Annotated in this window: 14 protein-coding genes; 9 read left to right on the top strand and 5 right to left on the bottom strand. The window is 36.7% G+C overall.

Features of this window, described 5'->3' with window-relative positions; translation table 11 throughout:
• Positions 1-59 precede the first annotated feature (59 nt).
• The 5 genes from dnaN to EV201_RS06375 all read left to right on the top strand — a co-directional run bounded on the left by dnaN (position 60) and on the right by EV201_RS06375 (position 6,559).
• Positions 60-1,190, top strand: coding sequence for a DNA polymerase III subunit beta (dnaN, locus tag EV201_RS06395; protein WP_130306720.1), 1,131 nt, complete (start codon positions 60-62; stop codon positions 1,188-1,190).
• A 136-nt stretch (positions 1,191-1,326) separates the two neighbouring features.
• Positions 1,327-2,094, top strand: coding sequence for a 3'-5' exonuclease (locus tag EV201_RS06390; RefSeq protein ID WP_130306718.1), 768 nt, complete (start codon positions 1,327-1,329; stop codon positions 2,092-2,094).
• Positions 2,095-2,154: 60 nt separating this feature from the next.
• Positions 2,155-2,766 carry a fumarylacetoacetate hydrolase family protein gene (locus EV201_RS06385; protein WP_130306716.1) on the top strand — a complete coding sequence of 204 codons (612 nt, stop codon included), beginning with the start codon at positions 2,155-2,157 and terminating at the stop codon, positions 2,764-2,766.
• Between the two features lie 273 nt (positions 2,767-3,039).
• A complete protein-coding gene (locus tag EV201_RS06380; protein ID WP_130306714.1) occupies positions 3,040-4,836 on the top strand; it encodes an AMP-dependent synthetase/ligase in 1,797 nt (598 codons plus the stop codon).
• A gap of 259 nt (positions 4,837-5,095) precedes the next feature.
• Positions 5,096-6,559, top strand: coding sequence for an aminoacyl-histidine dipeptidase (locus EV201_RS06375; RefSeq protein ID WP_130306712.1), 1,464 nt, complete (start codon positions 5,096-5,098; stop codon positions 6,557-6,559).
• 87 nt (positions 6,560-6,646) lie between these two features.
• Here EV201_RS06375 and EV201_RS06370 read toward each other — a convergent pair whose 3' ends face one another.
• Both EV201_RS06370 and EV201_RS06365 read right to left on the bottom strand, forming a co-directional pair.
• Positions 6,647-7,750, bottom strand: coding sequence for an alanine racemase (locus EV201_RS06370; RefSeq protein ID WP_130306710.1), 1,104 nt, complete (start codon positions 7,748-7,750; stop codon positions 6,647-6,649).
• A 21-nt stretch (positions 7,751-7,771) separates the two neighbouring features.
• On the bottom strand, positions 7,772-9,190 hold the full coding sequence (locus tag EV201_RS06365) for a nicotinate phosphoribosyltransferase (protein ID WP_130306708.1): 1,419 nt from the start codon (positions 9,188-9,190) through the stop codon (positions 7,772-7,774).
• 309 nt (positions 9,191-9,499) lie between these two features.
• Here EV201_RS06365 and EV201_RS06360 point away from each other — a divergent pair, with 309 nt between their 5' ends.
• On the top strand, positions 9,500-10,885 hold the full coding sequence (locus EV201_RS06360) for an MFS transporter (RefSeq protein ID WP_130306706.1): 1,386 nt from the start codon (positions 9,500-9,502) through the stop codon (positions 10,883-10,885).
• A gap of 160 nt (positions 10,886-11,045) precedes the next feature.
• On the top strand, positions 11,046-12,485 hold the full coding sequence (locus EV201_RS06355; protein ID WP_130306704.1) for an MFS transporter: 1,440 nt from the start codon (positions 11,046-11,048) through the stop codon (positions 12,483-12,485).
• An 85-nt stretch (positions 12,486-12,570) separates the two neighbouring features.
• Here EV201_RS06355 and EV201_RS06350 read toward each other — a convergent pair whose 3' ends face one another.
• Positions 12,571-13,347: an EI24 domain-containing protein gene (locus EV201_RS06350; RefSeq protein WP_130306702.1), complete on the bottom strand. Its 777-nt coding sequence runs from the start codon at positions 13,345-13,347 to the stop codon at positions 12,571-12,573.
• Between the two features lie 200 nt (positions 13,348-13,547).
• On the opposite strand from EV201_RS06350, the gene EV201_RS06345 reads away from it, so the two are divergent.
• Together EV201_RS06345 and EV201_RS06340 are read left to right on the top strand one after the other, a co-directional pair.
• Positions 13,548-14,486, top strand: a complete 939-nt coding sequence (locus EV201_RS06345; protein WP_130306700.1) for a bile acid:sodium symporter family protein — start codon at positions 13,548-13,550, stop codon at positions 14,484-14,486.
• Between the two features lie 108 nt (positions 14,487-14,594).
• The gene (locus tag EV201_RS06340; protein ID WP_130306698.1) at positions 14,595-15,356 is read left to right on the top strand and encodes an MBL fold metallo-hydrolase; all 762 of its coding nucleotides are present in this window, start codon (positions 14,595-14,597) and stop codon (positions 15,354-15,356) included.
• 60 nt (positions 15,357-15,416) lie between these two features.
• Here EV201_RS06340 and EV201_RS06335 read toward each other — a convergent pair whose 3' ends face one another.
• Both EV201_RS06335 and EV201_RS06330 read right to left on the bottom strand, forming a co-directional pair.
• A complete protein-coding gene (locus tag EV201_RS06335; RefSeq protein ID WP_130306696.1) occupies positions 15,417-18,215 on the bottom strand; it encodes an alpha/beta hydrolase family protein in 2,799 nt (932 codons plus the stop codon).
• 89 nt (positions 18,216-18,304) lie between these two features.
• Positions 18,305-18,586 carry a hypothetical protein gene (locus tag EV201_RS06330; protein WP_130306694.1) on the bottom strand — a complete coding sequence of 94 codons (282 nt, stop codon included), beginning with the start codon at positions 18,584-18,586 and terminating at the stop codon, positions 18,305-18,307.
• Between the last annotated feature and the right edge of the window lie 229 nt (positions 18,587-18,815).

The raw sequence follows: 18,815 nt of genomic DNA, 5'->3' as shown, positions 1-18,815 counted from the left end.
AACAGGATGTTTAGTCAAGTGTTGTTTCAGAAGTCAACTTAAAAACAAATTATATACATATGAAATTTGTAGTATCAAGTACTGAGATTTTAGGACACATTCAAGCTATTAGCCGTGTGATTAGCAACAAAAACACACTTCCAATTCTCGATAACTTTTTATTTGAATTGAAGGATGGTGAATTGATAGCTACTGCTTCTGATTTGGAAACCACATTAATTACAACGATTCCATTAGATGCTTCTGAAGGTGAGGGTGTAATTGCACTTCCAGCAAAGATTTTAACTGATACTTTAAAAGAGTTTCCTGAGCAGCCATTGACTTTTGAAGTTGATCCTCAGACTTTAGCTGTGAAATTGAGTACCGAGAATGGTAAGTTTAGTATTCCTGGTCAGAATGGCGATGATTACCCTAAGAATCCGGAAAAAGAACAAGATAGCATTGTAAATATTACGGTTGCCAGCGAAGTTCTATTAAAAGGTGTAAACAAAACCTTGTTTGCGACTGCTGATGATGAGCTGCGTCCTGTAATGAATGGTATTTTCATTGAATTGAATAATAATGATCTAACTTTTGTTGCTTCTGATGCGCACAAATTGGTACGTTACAAGCGTCTTGATGGTCGTTCAGAAGTTGAATCGTCATTTATTCTTCCTAAAAAGCCAGCATCATTGCTTCGTAATATTCTTCCTAAAGAAGAAAATCCAGTATTGGTTGAGTTCGATGATAAAAATGCATTCTTCACGCTTTCTAACTACAAGTTGATTTGTCGTTTGGTTGAAGGAAAATATCCAAGCTATGGTTCGGTAATTCCGACCAATAACCCGTTTAAATTAACCATTGATCGTGTTGAGCTTTACAATACTCTTAAGCGAGTATCTGTATTTTCAAATCCGGCAAGTAACTTGATTAAATTTGAGTTAAATAATAACGAATTGGTTGTTTCAGCTCAGGATATCGATTTCTCTATTTCAGCTCGTGAAAAACTGATGTGTCAGTACGAAGGTGAAGCTCTTGAGATTGGATTTAAATCGGTATTTCTTTTGGAAATTCTTCAGAATATTTCTTCATCAAATGTTGTGGTTGCACTTTCTGACCCGACTCGTGCAGGTTTATTCTTACCATACGATAACGAAAATGCGGATGAAGACGTGTTGATGTTGTTAATGCCAATGATGATTAACGTTTAATTTAAACGAAAATATAATGTCTGTAAAAAAACCTGATGAGAGTATCCTTTCATTAGGTTTTTTCTATTTAAGATGAGATCTTTAGATTGTGAAATTTAGAGATATAATTATAACTTCTCCAAAAGAACAAGTCAACATGAATTTGAATTTGAAAAACCCCATTGCTTTTTTTGATTTAGAAACAACCGGGATTAATGTATCGAAAGATCGAATTGTAGAAATTGCTATTGTAAAGGTGAGTCCAAACGGTAATGAAGAGACCAAAACATATCGTGTGAATCCAGGTATTCCAATTCCTAAAGAAGCAAGTGCCATACATGGCATTTATGATGAGGACGTAAAGGATGAGCCCACTTTTAAAGAAATAGGTAAAATCATAGCAAAATACATTGAAGGTTGTGATTTGGCAGGTTACAATTCCAATCGATTTGATATTCCCTTATTGGCTGAGGAATTCTTGCGTGCTGATATCGATATTGATATGAGAAAACGCAAATTTGTTGATGTTCAGACCATTTTCCATAAAATGGAGCAACGTACATTAACGGCAGCTTATAAGTTCTATTGTGGAAAAGATCTTGAAGGAGCTCATGGTGCCGAGGCGGATACTATTGCAACATACGAGGTTTTAAAATCCCAATTGGATAAATATGAAAATCTTGAAAATGATATCGATTACCTTTCAAAATTCTCAACTCAGAATAAAAATGCGGATTTTGCAGGAATGATTGTTTTTGATAAAAAAGGAGTCGAAACCTTTAATTTTGGGAAGAATAAAGGAAAAGCTGTTGAAGAGGTTTTGAAAGAACAACCCGGTTATTATGGTTGGATCATGAACAATGATTTTCCACTGTATACAAAGAAAGTTTTGACTGAGATTAAGCTTAGAAACTTTAACATGTAGAACCCAATAGAATTGGGTTTCTGATTTTGAAAAGGAATAAACTATTTCACGAATAACACTATGAAAATATTAGCGATTGGTAGAAACTATGTGGATCATGCCAAAGAATTGAACAACCCGGTGCCTACCGAACCTGTGGTTTTTTCAATGCCTGATTCAGCGCTTTTAAAAAGCAATAACGACTTTTATTATCCAGATTTCTCTAAGGATATCCATCATGAGGTTGAAGTTGTGGTTAAGATTAATCGAGTTGGGAAAAATATTCCGATTGAATTTGCGCATCGGTATTACGAAGAGCTAGCCTTAGGGATTGACTTTACTGCTCGTGATATTCAGGCAGAATGCAAGAAAAAAGGCTTGCCCTGGGAAAAGGCAAAAGCATTTGACGGGGCAGCTCCCATCTCTAAATTTGTACCCAAAACAAAGTTTAAAGATATAAATGCTTTGAGTTTCAGTTTGGATATCAACGGGAAAAAAGTACAGGCTGGTAATACGTCCGATTTGATTTTCTCAATTGATTATCTGATCAGTTATCTGTCAAAGTATTTCACGCTTAAAATTGGTGATCTGATTTACACGGGAACTCCGGAAGGGGTTGGGCCTGTGAAAATTGGAGATCATTTGGTTGGCGAATTGGAAGGTGAAGAATTGCTAAACTTTCATGTTCGTTAAAAACGGATCCATTTTGTGGGATGAATTTGTCATTTTTTGATGAATTCGCCTTTTAATAAAGACATTTAGCTTTAATAGTGGTTTTAGATACAAGTCTAAAATCACTATTTTTGTAAACGCTTGATTTTATTGAGGATTCTATTCGGATTACATTTGAATTATGTTGTGTTTGGAGTTTTGAGTGGACGATTATGAATTTGCATTTCCTTCGAAATGCTTTCAAGTCGGCTAAACATGTGTATCTTTGCAGCGATTTACAACTAAACTAGTTTTATGGATTATCAACATTGGGGCAAACATCTTCGCCAGAGATTTGAAAAATTTGGCGATAAGGTTGCGATGTCTTATAAGAATGAGGATAGTGGGGAATGGGTTGATGTGAGTTGGTGTGAATTTGGAATTCAAACCAGACAAGTATCTAAAGCTCTGCTTAAATTGGGCATTGGGATACAAGAAAGCGTTGCTATTTTTTCTCAAAATATGCCGGAATGGATTGTTGCCGACCTTGCAGTTATGAGTGTAAGAGGCATAACGGTTCCAATCTATCCAACCAATTCGACAACTGAAGCAAAGTATATTATACAAGATGCTTCTGTTCAGGCTATTTTTGTAGGCGAACAAGAACAATATGATAGAACCATGGAGTTGCTTGGAGAATGCTCTCAAGTTAAAATGGTTATTGTTTTTGATAAGTCGGTTAAAATAAACGACCACAAACATACAATGTATTGGGATAAGTTTATCGAAATGGGTAAGGCTTCCCGTCTGGGGAAAGAGTTTGATGCCCGATTCGAAACAGCTAATCTTGATGATTTAGCAACCCTAATATATACTTCAGGAACTACTGGTGAGCCCAAAGGGGTGATGATTGACCACAATAATATTACTTCAGTTCTGCGTTCTCACGATAAGGAACTTGCGGTTAGTGATGATGAAGTTTCTTTAAGTTTTCTACCATTGAGTCACGTATATGAACGTGGCTGGACGTTTTTCTGCTTACACAGAGGTTATAAAATCTATTTCAATCGAGACCCAAAACAAATTGGTCCAACGATGAAAGAGGCCAGACCAACCTTAATGTGTACGGTTCCTCGTATTTATGAGAAGGTCTATTCAGCTATTCAGGATAAGAGTAAGGATGCTTCAGGCATTAAAAAGAAAATTTTGAATTGGTCGCTGAAAATAGGGGAGTTACGTAATAATCAGTACAAGCGTTTCGAGAAGAAAATCCCTTATGGTTTGAAATTGAAATATAAACTTGCTGATAAATTAGTATTGAGTAAGTTCCGTGATATTTTTGGAGGAAGAATCAATTTTACACCCTGTGGCGGCGCTCCACTTTCATCAGAGATTATCGCTTTCTTCCATTCGGTTGGAATCAATGTTAAAATGGGTTATGGTCTTACTGAGACGATGGCGACCGTTTGTTTATATGGTGATACGCATATCGATTTTAATACCACAGGAAAAACACTGAATGGTGTTGAGATTAAGATTGGAGAGAATGACGAGATACTCGTGAAAAGCCCGGGTGTGATGCGAGGTTATTACAAAAAGCCGGAAGAAACAGCTAAGGTTATGAAGGATGGCTGGTTTTGCACGGGTGATGCGGGGAGAATTGATGAGAACGGAAATTTGACGATTACCGATAGAATAAAGGATTTGATGAAAACCTCAGGAGGTAAATATGTGGCGCCTCAAAAGTTGGAAACAACTTTGGTAAATGATCAATTTATTGAGCAGGTGGCTGTTATTGGAGATTGTCAGAAGTATGTGACCGCATTGGCAGTTCCTGCTTTTGAACCTTTACGACAGTATGCAAAAAAACATAATATTTCCTTTGACTCTATTGAGGATTTAATTGCTCACTCTCAGATTGTTGAGTTTTTTGAAAAACGATTTGAGGAGATGCAAAAGGAATTTTCTCGTTTCGAAAAAATTAAGAAATTTACACTTCTGCCAAAGGAATTTTCAATGGAAGCAGGTGAAATTACATCAACACTTAAATTGAAAAGAAAAGTGATACAGGAAAAGTACAAGCATCTTATCGAAAAGATGTATAAGGATTAGTATCAGATTTTAAACAAGCATATCGAAGCCGATGGAATAATATTCTATCGGCTTTTTGTTTTTATTCACTTTTGTTGATTTCAGTCCAGACCAAATCGTTTATGTTGTTAAAATCTGTTATTTCCCCAAAGGTTTTGGCTCTGTTCTTTTCTTAAAATCAAAAAACTTATACCTTTAGGACTCTTAAAAAATAGAAGTCTAATTAATTGATTCTATTTTGAGTGTTGAAAAATTCATAAATACTTAAAACACAATTATAATGAGCAAAGAAATTTTAAGCCTAGAACCTAAAGCAATTTGGGAAAACTTTTATGCATTAACTCAAATTCCTCGTCCATCTAAGCACGAAGATGCTATTCAGGCATTCATGGTGAAATTTGGCGAAGACTTAGGTCTTGAAACAATTAAAGATGAGGTTGGAAACATCATTATTAAGAAGCCTGCTACTCCAGGAATGGAAGATAGAATGGGTGTTGTGATGCAAGGTCACCTTGATATGGTTCCTCAGAAAAACTCTGATACAGAGCACGATTTTGAGAAAGATCCTATTGAGACTTATGTTGATGGTGAGTGGTTGACTGCTAACGGTACAACTTTGGGTGCTGATAATGGTATGGGTGTTGCTGCAGCTATGGCTGTATTGCAATCAACTGATATGGTTCATGGTCCGGTTGAGGCTTTATTCACTTCTGACGAAGAAACAGGTATGACAGGTGCTTTTGGCTTACAGCCAGGTGTTCTTGATGGCGATATTCTTTTGAATATGGATTCAGAGGACGAAGGTGAATTGTACGTAGGTTGTGCCGGTGGTATCGATGCGAATATTACTTTCAAAAATAAATTGACTGAAACCCCTAAAGGAACTGTTGCTTTCAAATTGAATATGAAAGGTCTTAAGGGTGGTCATTCAGGAATGGAAATTATTTTGGGTAGAGGAAACTCTAACAAATTATTATTCCGTTTCTTAAAGCATGCTGCTAAGCATTTTGGTTTACGTATTTCTTCTGTTGATGGTGGATCGTTGCGTAATGCAATTCCTCGTGAGTCTTTTGCTGTTGTTGTTGTACCAGAGAAGCATGTTGATGCTTGTGCGGCATCATTGAAAGAGTACGAAGAGATTTTCAAAGCTGAGCTAAGTGGTGTTGAGCCAGATCTAACTTTCTTTGCTGAGCCATGTGACTTACCAAAGAACGTGATGAAGGGTAAACTTCAGAATCGCCTAATTGATGCGATTTATGCTTGTCCTAATGGCGTAATCCGTATGAGTGATGCAATGCCAGGTTTGGTTGAGACATCAAACAACCTTGCTCGCGTTTATAGCGATGACAAAAAGATCATGATTCAGACTTTATTGCGTTCTTCAGTGAATTCTGCTAAAGAAGATTTGGCTGAAATGATTTCTTCTGTATTTACTTTGGCAGGTGCTAAGGTTGTATTGGAAGGTGAGTATCCAGGATGGAAACCAAATATGGATTCTCCAATCTTGAAAACTATGCAGAATGTTTATAACGAGATGTATGGTAAGATTCCTGAGATTAAAGCCATTCATGCAGGTCTTGAGTGTGGTTTATTGGGTGCAAATTACCCACATTGGGATATGATTTCATTCGGACCAACTATTCGTTTCCCACATTCTCCTGACGAGAAAGTGAAGATCGATACTGTTCAGAAATTCTGGGATTTCACCGTTGAAACCCTTAAGAACATTCCTGTGAAGAAGTAATCTTCGAATGATATAAAATAAAGATAGCCCGATGAAAATCGGGCTATTTTAGTATTCTAACTTAGGGTCGTTAATTTTTATAACTCATCACATCATTTCAATGGTTTCAGCTTCAAGAGTTAAATAGCTTCCCATCAAATTGGCGGTCATGCACGAATGAATGGGGAGAATACCTATTAAATCGCCAACTTGAAATTCGTTAAAGAAATCTTCGTTGCATTTTATGATACCATGTTCCTGAGATAGGTTTGAAAGAAAACCACCGCTCATAATCGGACTCCAGCCATCAGGTTTAATGTTGACCAGTGAGCCAAAAAGTTTGGTTCCTTCTTCGTCAGCTTCAAGATATTCTTTTGAGAAATGAACACCCCCTCCGTAAATTACAATTTCGTTTCTGTTGGCATGTTTAGCAATAATTGGACAAGCCATAGCCACAGCTATTTCGTCTTCTTCGCAGGATCCTAATACGAATTGCATCATATCGTAGAAAACAAAATTTCCAGGACGTATTTCGTCTATTCCAAAGAATTCGTCACTAATGCTACAAGCAGGTGTATCACCTAGTGAAACCTCCAGATCAGGAAACTGAGATCTGAAAACATCTTTTAGTTCGTTTAAATCGAGTACAGTTTTTTTATGGTTCTTGTGAATTTCGTCAGGATCGTTAGCTTGATAATTGTGACCACTATGTGCTAAAAATCCTTTGAATTGCAGTCGGGTTGAGGCTTTGATATAATTCAGCAAGTTTTGAATACCATCAGTATCCTCAGCAGAAATTCCGGTGCGATGATAGCCTGTATCGATTTTGATAAAGACATTCACTTTATTATTTAATTCAGCCTCAAGATGGTGGATGCTTTCTGCAGATTCGACTAGTATATTAAGCTCAATTCTTCCTGCCAACTCGTCGATGAGGTCCATTTCTCTCAAATTAACAGGCATGGCAACTGTGATATTTTTCCAATTGTTGTCTGCAAAATATTGAGCCATTTGTAGTGAGGATACCGCAATTTTGTTGACACCAAGCTCACGAAACCATTCTCCAACTTCAGCCGACTGATGGGTTTTAAAATGAGGACGAAGGCTAAGATTGCATCTTTTTGCACGATCGATCATATTTTCGATATTACGCGTGCACTTATTTTTGTCGAGTAAAAGCGTCGGTTTTTTTATATGTATTCTGATATCCATAGATTCTTATTCTTGTAGGTTCTAGTTCATTTTGTTGTGAATGCCTTTTAGCATCTCATTTTTAAGATTGAGGACTTTCTCCGAGACACCAACCTTATAAATATGTGGGCTAATGAATCGTTTATGCTCATCAGGAAGTTGTGCAAAACGTTTTTGCAGATAGGTGTTTATTTCATTTGGAGTTTGTTCCTCGATTAGGATTTCTCCATTACCCATAACCTTTTGTGTTAGCACCTCAAAAGTTAAGTCACCAAGTTCGGTTGTTTTATGTGAGTGAAAAGGGTGGTAAATTTGATTAATATGATCTTCCTCAACTAAGAGAATTCCATCCCGAAAGAACATCCCATCTTTATCAAGATAGCGCACGACTTTTTTTCTGCCCGGGAGGGTCATTTTTTCAACATTCTCCGAGACTTTTAAACAAGGTTTGTTGTTGTTTTCAACCAGCTTGTAAACCCCGTCAAGAGCACCTGTGTCGTTCCCGGTTACCAATTCGGTTCCCACACCATACCCATCAATTCTGGCGCCCTGTTCGTTTAAACTCTTTATGACATATTCGTTGAGTTGATTTGATGCAAATATTTGAACGTAACTCAGATCGGCATCATCAAGCATTTCTCGTCCTTTCTTGCTTAAATAGGCCAGGTCACCACTGTCCAATCTAATCCCGACAAGCTTATGTCCTTTCTTTTCAAGTTCTTTAGCAACCAGAATGGCATTGGGAATACCCGATTTAAGCGTGTTATAAGTATCAACAAGTAAAACGGTTGTGTCAGGATTTATTTCAGCATACTGACGGAAGGCATCAATTTCTTTTTCAAAACTTTGCACCCATGCATGAGCTTGAGTTCCACTTACAGGAATGCCATAATTGAATGCAGCATAAACGTTTGATGTTGAATTTGCACCACCAATAATAGCAGCTCTGCTTGCATGAATACCACCTAACCCCTGAGCCCTTCTTAATCCGAAATCGGCAAAGGTCTTGTCGCCAATAACTGAACGAATACGGCAGGCTTTGGTTGCAATCAGAGATTGAAAATTGAGGTAATTTAAAAGAATGGTTTCAATCAGTAAACACTCAATCATACGGCCTTCTACACGTATAATGGGTTCGTATGGAAAAGCGATTTCACCCTCTTTCATACTATATATGGTTCCTCTGAATCTAAAATCTTTTAAATAGTTCAGAAATTTATCCTTTAAACCCGCTTTTTTTAGGAAAGCCAGATTCTCATCGGAATAAGAGAATTTCGATAGAATACTGAGTAGATCTTGTAAACCTGCAAATACGACATAGCCACCCTTATAAGGATTGGTACGAAAAAAATAATCGAATGTGCTGGTTTCTTCCTGTTTGCCACTGTAAAAATAGGCTTGAGCCATGGTGAGCTCATAAAAATCGGTATACAGTCCAGTGTTTTGAGTCAGTGTTTGCATCTTTTTATTCTAAATATGTCAGATAACAAAGATAAGGACAAAGTTTAAAGGAAGGTTAAAGCTAGATGTTAAATACTTAAACGTTCCTGTTTCTTATACAAAGCGTATTCATTTCCCAATGTTCAGGCTTTGTAATTGTTATGCAACTGTCATGATCCGAGATTGTTGGGGTCGTATTATGTGCTGTAGAGAATATGAGGTTCAGCGACACAATTTAAAAACATGGGGCTCAGTTTTGCTTGTCTCAGTATAAATCTTAATTTAGCGGGCTCTAAAACATTAACTTAAACGAAATAAAAAATTAAAAACATGGCTATAACTAAAGCTGCTAGTCTTTCAATTCGAGACAGCAAAAGTGCAAGATGGTTCGTTTTATTAACGGTATCGTTCTTGATGCTTACAGGATATTTCTTTACAGATATCATGTCTCCTTTACAGGGAATGTTACGTGACCAAATGGGATGGTCAAACTCATCTTATGGAACTTTTGCTGGTTCTTATTCTGTATTAAACGTCTTCTGTTTGATGCTTATTTTTGGTGGGATTATCCTTGATAAAGCAGGTATTCGTTTTACAGGTACTTTCTTTGTTGGGATTATGATTGTTGGAGCTTTTTTCAACTATTACGCCATGACAGATACTTTTAATAATGGTGGTTTAGGATATAACTTTCTTAACTCGTTTTTAACTGACTATAAGCCTTCTTTAAAGATGGCTATGATTGGATATGCTTTATTCGGAGTAGGTGTTGAGATTGCTGGTATTACTGTTTCTCGAATCATTGTAAAATGGTTTAAGGGAAAAGAAATGGCATTGGCGATGGGACTTGAGATGGCTTGTGCTCGTGGTGGTATGCTTATCGCATTCTCTGCTTCACCATGGATGACTGGTGCTGATAAAATTATTTCACGTCCATTGGCTTTTGGTGTTGTTCTTTTAGTTATTGGTTTATTGGCATTCTTTGTTCATAATATGATGGATAAGAGGTTAGATGCTGAGGTGGCTGCTGATACTAGTGTTGTCGCTTCTGAAGAAGAATTTAAGGCTTCTGATGTATTCTTGTTGTTCAAGAACCCAGGATTTATTCTAATTTCATTGCTTTGTGTCTTATTTTATTCAGCAGTTTTCCCATTCACGAAGTTTGCGCCAGACTTGATGGTTCAGAAATATGGTTTTGCTGAAGAATTCTCAGGAATGATTGTAGGTCTTCTTCCTATTGGAACAATGATTCTAACGCCAATCTTTGGTGCTTTCATGGATAAAAAAGGAAAATCAGCTAGTATTATGATGTTGGGATCTTTATTATTGATCTTCTCACACACTATTTTTGCTTTCTTACCTGGTAATACTGGGTTTGCATTTGCTGCCATGATTGTTCTAGGTTTTGCTTTCTCTTTTGTACCTGCTGCTATGTGGCCTTCAGTACCAAAGATTATACCGGAATCACGTTTGGGTTCAGCTTATGCAATGATCTTTATGATCCAGAATGTGGGTCTAATGTTATTCCCTATGCTTTTGGGAGCTGTATTGGATTCGGCAAACGAAGGAATTGCTGACGGTGCTGCTCTTAATTATACTGAGCCAATGATGTTGATGGTTGGTTGTGGTATTGCTGCTCTTGTTGTAGCTTTCTTCTTGAGAGTTGTAGATAAGAAAAAAGGATACGGTTTGGATCTTCCTAATATTCAGGAATAATTTCAAATACGATATAAAAGTTTTAAAAGCCACCTTTCGGGTGGCTTTTTTTCGTAAGTAGCTGTAAGTGATAAAATACAGGTTTGTTTTTTTAGGCATTAATCTTAATTTAGTAAGATATAAAACCCAAAAACTAAATTCTAACCCAAAATTTATTGTAATGACAGATGCTATTAAAAAGACTTTGAGAGATAGTGCAGGCGCTCGTTGGTTTGTGTTAATTCTCGTTTCGGTAACTATGCTTATAGCATATACCTTTATGGAGGTACTCTCTCCACTTCAAACGCTTATTCAAAGTACATACGGATGGAGTGGTACAGATTGGGGGCTGGTTACGGGTGCCCAGGGATACTTAAATGTATTTGCATTTATGCTGATCTTTTCGGGTATTGTACTAGATAAAATGGGGATTAAATTTACCGCCATTGGATCTGGTTTGGTAATGATTTTTGGAGCTATTGTCAAATATTATGCATTTGCCCATAATTTCGAAATAGGATCTACAATCATAGGGATTGATTCCAGAGTGTTTGTTTCAGCAACAGGATTTGCAATATTCTGTGTTGGAGCTGAAGGTGCTGGTATAACTGTATCCAGAATAATTGTGAAATGGTTTAAAGGACGAGAAATGGCGCTTGCAATGGGTACTGAGATGGCCCTGGCACGTTTAGGTTCGTTTCTTGCCTTATTCGGATCTCCTCGAATTGCTGATGCTTTTAGCATCCCAACGGCTGTATTAGTTGGTACGATTGCTTTGTGTATTGGATTAATCCTTTTCATTGTTTATTGCCTAATGGATGTGAGATTGGATAAACAAATTGAAGATGAAGCTGAGGAGGAAGAACCATTCAAAATTTCGGATCTTGGTGTCATTATTAAAAGCAAGGGCTTTTGGTATATTGCTATTCTTTGTTTGTTATTCTATTCTGCCGTTTTCCCATTTTATAAGTTTTCTTCGGGTTTAATGGTGAACAAGTTTGGTATTGATCCATCTACAGCTGGTGATATTCCTTCTATCTTACCATTTGGAACGATTCTTTTAACGCCTTTGTTTGGGTTTATATACGATAAATACGGTAAAGGTGCTTCTATCATGATTCTTGGAGCTGTATTGCTTGTTATTGTACATACCATATTCTATATACCTGCGCTGACTGCAACATGGGTTGCAATTTTCGCGGTTGTTCTACTGGGAATTGCTTTCTCATTAGTTCCTTCGGCTATGTGGCCTTCGGTTCCAAAGATTATTCCTGATAAGCAATTAGGGTCAGCTTATGCATTAATTTTCTATGTTCAAAATATTGGTTTAATGCTTGTGCCTATTTTACTCGGTGTTGTTTTAGATAAAACAAATCCAGGTGTTAATGAAAAAACCGAAAGTGCCATCCTTAATTTCAGAGCAGAGGGGATTCCTGCAAACGAAATATCAGCAAAAGTTCAGGCTCTAAGAGAGGCTGGGGATATTCCCATGTTTGATTATTCATCAACTTGGTTAATTTTTGTTGGATTAACCATACTAGCTACTGTATTTGGTTTCTTATTGAAAGCAGAAGATCGTAAAAAAGGCTATGGCCTTGAACTTCCAAATATTGAGAAATAATTCTAATATTCAGATATAAAATAGAAGCCACCGCTAAGGTGGCTTTTTCTATTCTAAGGCTAAAGGTTTTTAATTTTGTAGTGTTCTAGTTTCTTGTATCCATCTCGCTTATGGCTAGAGTTCCGGCCACAACCGAAATAATGGCTGCAAAACTTGAGAAGGAAACACCGCAGAAAGGTATAATCAAACAAAGAGAAAAGACAAAGCCATTGGCAATAACAATTCCTTTATTTTCCCCCATGAACTGGACGCTTTGTTTTAGATTTAATTTTTTGCGTTCAAGGGCATAGTCCATGAATGAGAAGCCATAGAAATAGGCTGAAATAAAGAAAAGCATAATTGCGGCAAACCAACCTATAATAGGAATAAAACTCAGGATGAACATGAGGCCGGTAAGAAGGAGTTCGATACTGAAGTTTCTGATTGCGATTAAGACTCCTCTTAAAACATCTTTTAAAAGCTGAACAATGCTAAAAGGATAGTCAACTCCTGTTTTAATTTTCTCAGTTCGTTCTGATAGGTAGGAGAAAATGGGGGACATCAGAATAATGATAATGTACCCACCCAGATAGGCAAAAAGTAAGAAAAACATGACTTTGAATGTGATCCAAACAAAGGCATCCATAGCGGTTTTTAAGAAGCCTGAGCCCCAAAAATCCCCTTGTTTTAACTGAAGCTGATTTTCGAGATAGACTTTTGCTGTTTCCGTGAAATGACTTACTAAGTCCCAACCAAACCAGAAAAGCAGAATATTAAAGGCAATGGGAAATAGGAAGAACCAAGCCAGCTTTTTTTTGAAAATAAAGCTGAGAGCTTCAGAATAAGTACGGAGTCCGAATCCGAAATCTTTAAAAAAAGTCATATGAATTGTGTTGAAAAATAATGAAATGTGTTGGTTTACGAAATGAGGAAATATCCTTTTCTATTTTATTGAGTTTTAAATTTAGCAACTTGCACTTAAATTCTGAATTTATATGTTGAAAAAGATGGGATTATTATTACTTAGAATCGTTTTGAATTGGACTTGAATTGTATCATCTTTGTTTTACAAAAATACGAACGATGATACAACTTTTTACCCGCATAATACGAGATCGAAATTTTGTCTTAATATTAGCCGTAGTTCTCGGTTTAACGATAGGTGACTGGGCTGAAAATTTAAAGGAATATACCTTTTATATTTTAGCCGTTGTTATGGTTTTTTCGACTACAGGTTTAAGTACTAAAGCGCTTTTCCCTTTAAAAAAAATGATTCAACCCTTATTGTTAGGTTCAGTTCTTAATTATTTTGTCTTTGGCGCGGTTATTATTAGTCTGGCTTATTTCTTGATGCCTACTCCGGAATTATTTCTAGGTTTTGTTGTGATTGCAGCTACGCCTCCAGGTTTGGCAGTGATTCCTTTTTCGCACATTTTGGAGGGAGATATTAAATATGGCATTGTTGGAGTTTTAGGGGCTTTTATAAGCTCTGTTTTTCTGGCTCCGGCCATTGTTGGTTTGTTGAGTAATGTGGATGGAGGGATCGACTCCGGCATGCTTTTTATGACCATGGTTAAATTGGTTTTAATACCGATGTTGATCTCTCGATTATTGCTGTGGGAACCTATCAAACCAACTGTTGAGAAGGTGAGGGGACGAGTGGTCGATTGGGGATTTGCACTGCTTATTTTTACGGCAGTAGGCTTAAACAGACAAGTGTTTTTCTCAAATTTTGATGTCCTTTTTCTGGTAGCATTGGTTTTATTCCTCAGCATATTTGGTTTAGGTTGGGTGTATGAGAAATTTGCAGCGCGAATAGGAGTCAAAAAGGAAGTTGCCATGACACAAAATCTTCTATTGACGATTAAAAGCTCAGGCTTTGCAGTTGTTACTGCACTCACATTATTTGGAAAGGAAGCCGCCATACCTTCAGCAGTTATGGCTGTATTCGTATTACTCTATTTGCTTTATTTGTCTTTTAGGATGGAGTATAGAAAGAAGGTGAAAAGGAATAAAGAGTAATGTTAAAAAGGGAGACGTTTTTAAGAGTCATTGTAAGCAGTAACTTAAGGCGCTTAAAAATCTTAGTCATAAAGTCATTATTAATCGTTAATCACTAATTTAAAAAGAGTGAAGCTTACATTTTTAGGAACAGGAACCTCACAGGGAATACCCATTATTGCTTGTAAATGCCCCGTTTGTTTATCTACTGATAAAAAGGACAAGCGCTTGAGAACATCTGCTTTGGTTGAAGTTGACGGGCAAACGATCGTTATTGATAGTGGTCCTGATTTCAGATACCAAATGTTGAGGGCCAATGTACAGCAGCTTGATGCGATTTTGTTTACACATGAGCATAAAGATCATACGGCCGGTTTAGACGACGTACGTGCCTTTAATTGGGTGAATAAGAGAGCAATTGATGTGTATGCTGAGAAGCGGGTACAGGCATCGCTGAAACAAGAGTTTGCCTATGTTTTTGCTGAGTTTCGCTATCCCGGAATTCCTCAATTGAATCTGATCGATGTCGACAATAAGGCTTTCCAAATAAATAGCACACGTATTCTTCCTATTCGGGCGATGCACTTAAAGCTGCCTGTTTTTGGTTATCGAATTGGTGATATGGCTTATATTACCGATGCCAATTATATTCCTGCAGAAGAAAAAGAGAAATTAAAAGGTTTGAAGGTTCTTGTTCTGAATGCCTTGAGAAGGGAAAAACATCTATCTCATTTTACACTTTCTGAAGCTTTGGCTTTAATTGAAGAGTTGAAGCCCGAAAAAGCATATTTAACGCATTTTTCTCACCAATTGGGTTTTCATCAGGAAATTTCAAAAGAGTTACCCGAGAATGTTTTTATGGCTTACGATGGTTTGGCAATAGATATTTAAAACCAAGTTTGTTATAAATGAAAAAACCTCAAATAATTTATTTGAGGTCTTTTCATTTGTTTATTCTTTTAGTTCATAGCCATCGTATTTCCCTTTTTTGATGGCAGGTATACCATCAATCATCCAGGCAGGAGCTGGCTCGCCTTTCAAATAATAATCAAAAAACTGCATCATTCGAATAGATAGATCCATTCGGTTTGCACGTCTTTTTAGATTGTGAGCTTCATCATTGTATGAAAGCATCCAGCAGGGCTTTTGTAAGCGACGCATGGCAACAAAGTATTCAATCCCTTGATACCATGGCACAGCACCATCATGGTCGTTATGCATGATGAGTAGGGGTGTTTTCACTTTAGTAATTGAGAAAATTGGAGAATTCTCAATGTAATGCAAGGGTTTTTCCCAAAGCGTTCCGCCAATTCGGCTTTGTGTATGTTCGTATTGGAACATTCTGCTACGTCCGCTCTTCCAACGAATACCGCCGTAAGCCGAAGTCATATTACTCACAGGAGCACCTGACATCGCACATTTGTAAAGATTTGTTTTTGTTACCAACTGAGCAATTTGATAGCCACCCCAACTTTGTCCCTGCAAGGCAACATTATCTTTGTCGATAAAATTAAAGCGATCCATCATAGCCAGTGTTCCGGTTACGATTGAACTGTATGCACTCTCTCCCGGATGTCCAACCTTAGAATAACTAATATCCGGCATGAAAATCAGGTACCCATTACTCACGCAGTAACTTGGATTGATGATTGACCAGTTGGGTTGAGGCACATAATGCTTATGTAATCGATCGCTAACTCTTTCGTAAAAATAGACAAGCATTGGGTATTTCTTGTTTGGATCAAAATTTTCAGGTTTAAAAAGCATTCCCTGCAATTTTTCACCATCGCCTGATACCCAATCTACAAGTTCAACATTCCCCCAAAGGATATTTTTTTGCTGAGGGTTTGCATTAGAAATTTGTTTTTGGTTTTCAAAGTTTAAATCACTCAACCAAAGATTTGGATAGTCAACAAATGTTGAGCGTTTCCATACAAGTCGATCGGCTTTTTTAGCTTTTACAGGATTTGAGTAACTCACATCATCTAAACATATTTTCTGGAGAGTTTCGCCGTTTATTAATCTGTAAAAACCGGATTTTTTATTGTATTCGCCAAAAGCCTTCAATAGTAAGCTTTTATCCCAATCGATAAAGCGTTCCTCTGTATCAAGTTTCACATAGCTGAAGCGGATGTTATTTTCGCGGCCTAAACCCTGAGTTAGGTTCTTAGCTTTTTCTTTTCCTTTGGGATCAACTTTCCATATGTCGTAACGATCCTGGATTAAGATATATTGATCATCTTTTGTCCATCCCATGACGCCATAAGGCTGAGGATCACTTGGCATATCATGCGTCTCGGAATAAAAGTTAAAAGGAATATTTTGAGTCAGGTTACACGTTTTTTTGCTGGCAATATTGTAAGTATTCCATGTGCTGTCAGCCGTTTCGTACCAGTACAGGTACTTTTGAGATGGTGATATATTAACCGTTGAATTTTTCTTTTTAAGGACTAATTCAGACTGACCATTCTTAACATTGATTAGGTAATAATCTTTGAACCAATCATTCCACGATTCCTCCATTTGGTAGGGGAGAGATGAGCTTCCTAAAGCTAAGTCAGCATTGCCATGATCGTATAGTTTAACTTGTGGTAAACTTTTATCCGCAAGTTGATTGATTGTGTTTTTCTTGCAGTTGTAAACAGCTAGATATGTTCTTTTCTGTTCTTTCTTAAGCTTTACCTTCTGTTCAGACTGCAGTAAGGGATCTTTCCAACTCCATACATCCAGTCTGTACTTTTCTTCATCTAAAAGAGTATCCTTTTTTTCCTTTTCAATTTTGGGCGCGATCCCAAAATATAGGCTCTCACCATTTCTGGAGAAATTTAATTGGCTGTTCTCATTCACTTCCCAGTCTTGGGTAACAGTTTTGTTTACTGAATCTAATATAACTTTTGAGTGTTTTAATTTTGAGTCGAAGTAGTGTAAATTGTACCTTTTTTGTTTGCAAGTATCGGCTGAGAAAATAAAGGTTAATTTATCTCCTTTAGAAGAAATACTGAGCTTTTTTGCTAGTCCAGTCTCGTTGAAAATAGCATTTGGCTTTTTATCCTTGAATTTTAGAATAGAAACTTCAGCTTTTGAAACAGTATCCTGACTTTGACTGATGAATGCAACAGCTTGTCCATTTCTGGATAGCTTGTAATCACTTATATTTGAAAAGTCAATCACTTCATCTGTAAGTAGATTTTTGAGCTTTAAATCAGCCACTTCGATTTTATCCTTTCCTTTTGCTTTCTTCTTTTTAGATTTTTTCGCCTCTTTAAGCGTGTCTGTTTCTATTTTTTTTGTTTCTACTAAGAATGCAATCCATTGTCCATCATCTATAGATGTTTGGTATGACTTTAAGTTGGCATATTTGTCCAGTTTATAATTTGATAGATTTAAAACTGCCAGCGAATCTTTAGGTAAATCTTTGGATTTTACTTTTTTCAATTTAGCTTGTCTGATGGTATCAAATTGAGTTTTTATTCTGAATACCAGACTCTCAGACTGAGGTGTGAATTTTGCGTCGTATCCTCGGGGAAACGAATCGAGTTTGGCTGTTGAATGTTGATACAGATAAAGGTAACCATCTCCTCGCTGTGGATTTACTTCATAACAAAGCCAGTCGCCATCATTTGAAATGATCTGGTTCTCGATATCTTTCCATCCATCATAATCGCTATGCCTTAAGGCTCTTTTATTGGTTTGAGCAATACCCATCGTTAGAAATGAGCTTGCTATCAGGGTGAATAATAATTTCTTCATTTAGTTGGTTGTTGGTTGTTGGTTGAGTTTGCATAAAAAAATGCAAAAGCGAATAGCCCTTGCATTTGTAAATATATACTATTGTGTTTTTAGTCTATATCCAGATTGTCAATCTTCTCAAGCAGTTCATGAGTCGATTTCAACAAATCGTCGTAAATCGATTTGAAATGAGGCTTAATAGCGGCCTTTTCTTCTATTTTTTGATTGATACGAGCAATGTAGTTATTGCGTGCATCAGCAGCTTCGTTCATAATAGTGTAAACTTCGTCTGAATTTCTTTTTCCAAAGAATTCAAGATGAATGATACTGCGCATAAAGATTTCGTTGGTTAAGAAATTTACATCTTTCTTAAAGTCTCTTCTACTGGCCATATTTTTTTTGATTTAGTTTTAATTAGAAAAAGCTTGAACTTAAAATTAAGCAGCTTGACAATTGATTACAAATATACACCAAATTTATACGTTTTTTTAATAATCTGATCTTCTTCAATGTGGTTACATTTAAGTTTAGCTGAAAGAAATCAATCTATTAGAATATTTGTGGCTTTAGGCAAGATCGATTCCTTAAAAAAAGCTTAATTTGTAGCTTATATCAGACGTA

The organism is Ancylomarina subtilis (genome assembly GCF_004217115.1).
Lineage (GTDB): Bacteria > Bacteroidota > Bacteroidia > Bacteroidales > Marinifilaceae > Ancylomarina > Ancylomarina subtilis.
The sequence above is the reverse complement of the archived record's forward strand: the minus strand, read 5'-3'. Positions and strand labels throughout refer to the sequence as shown.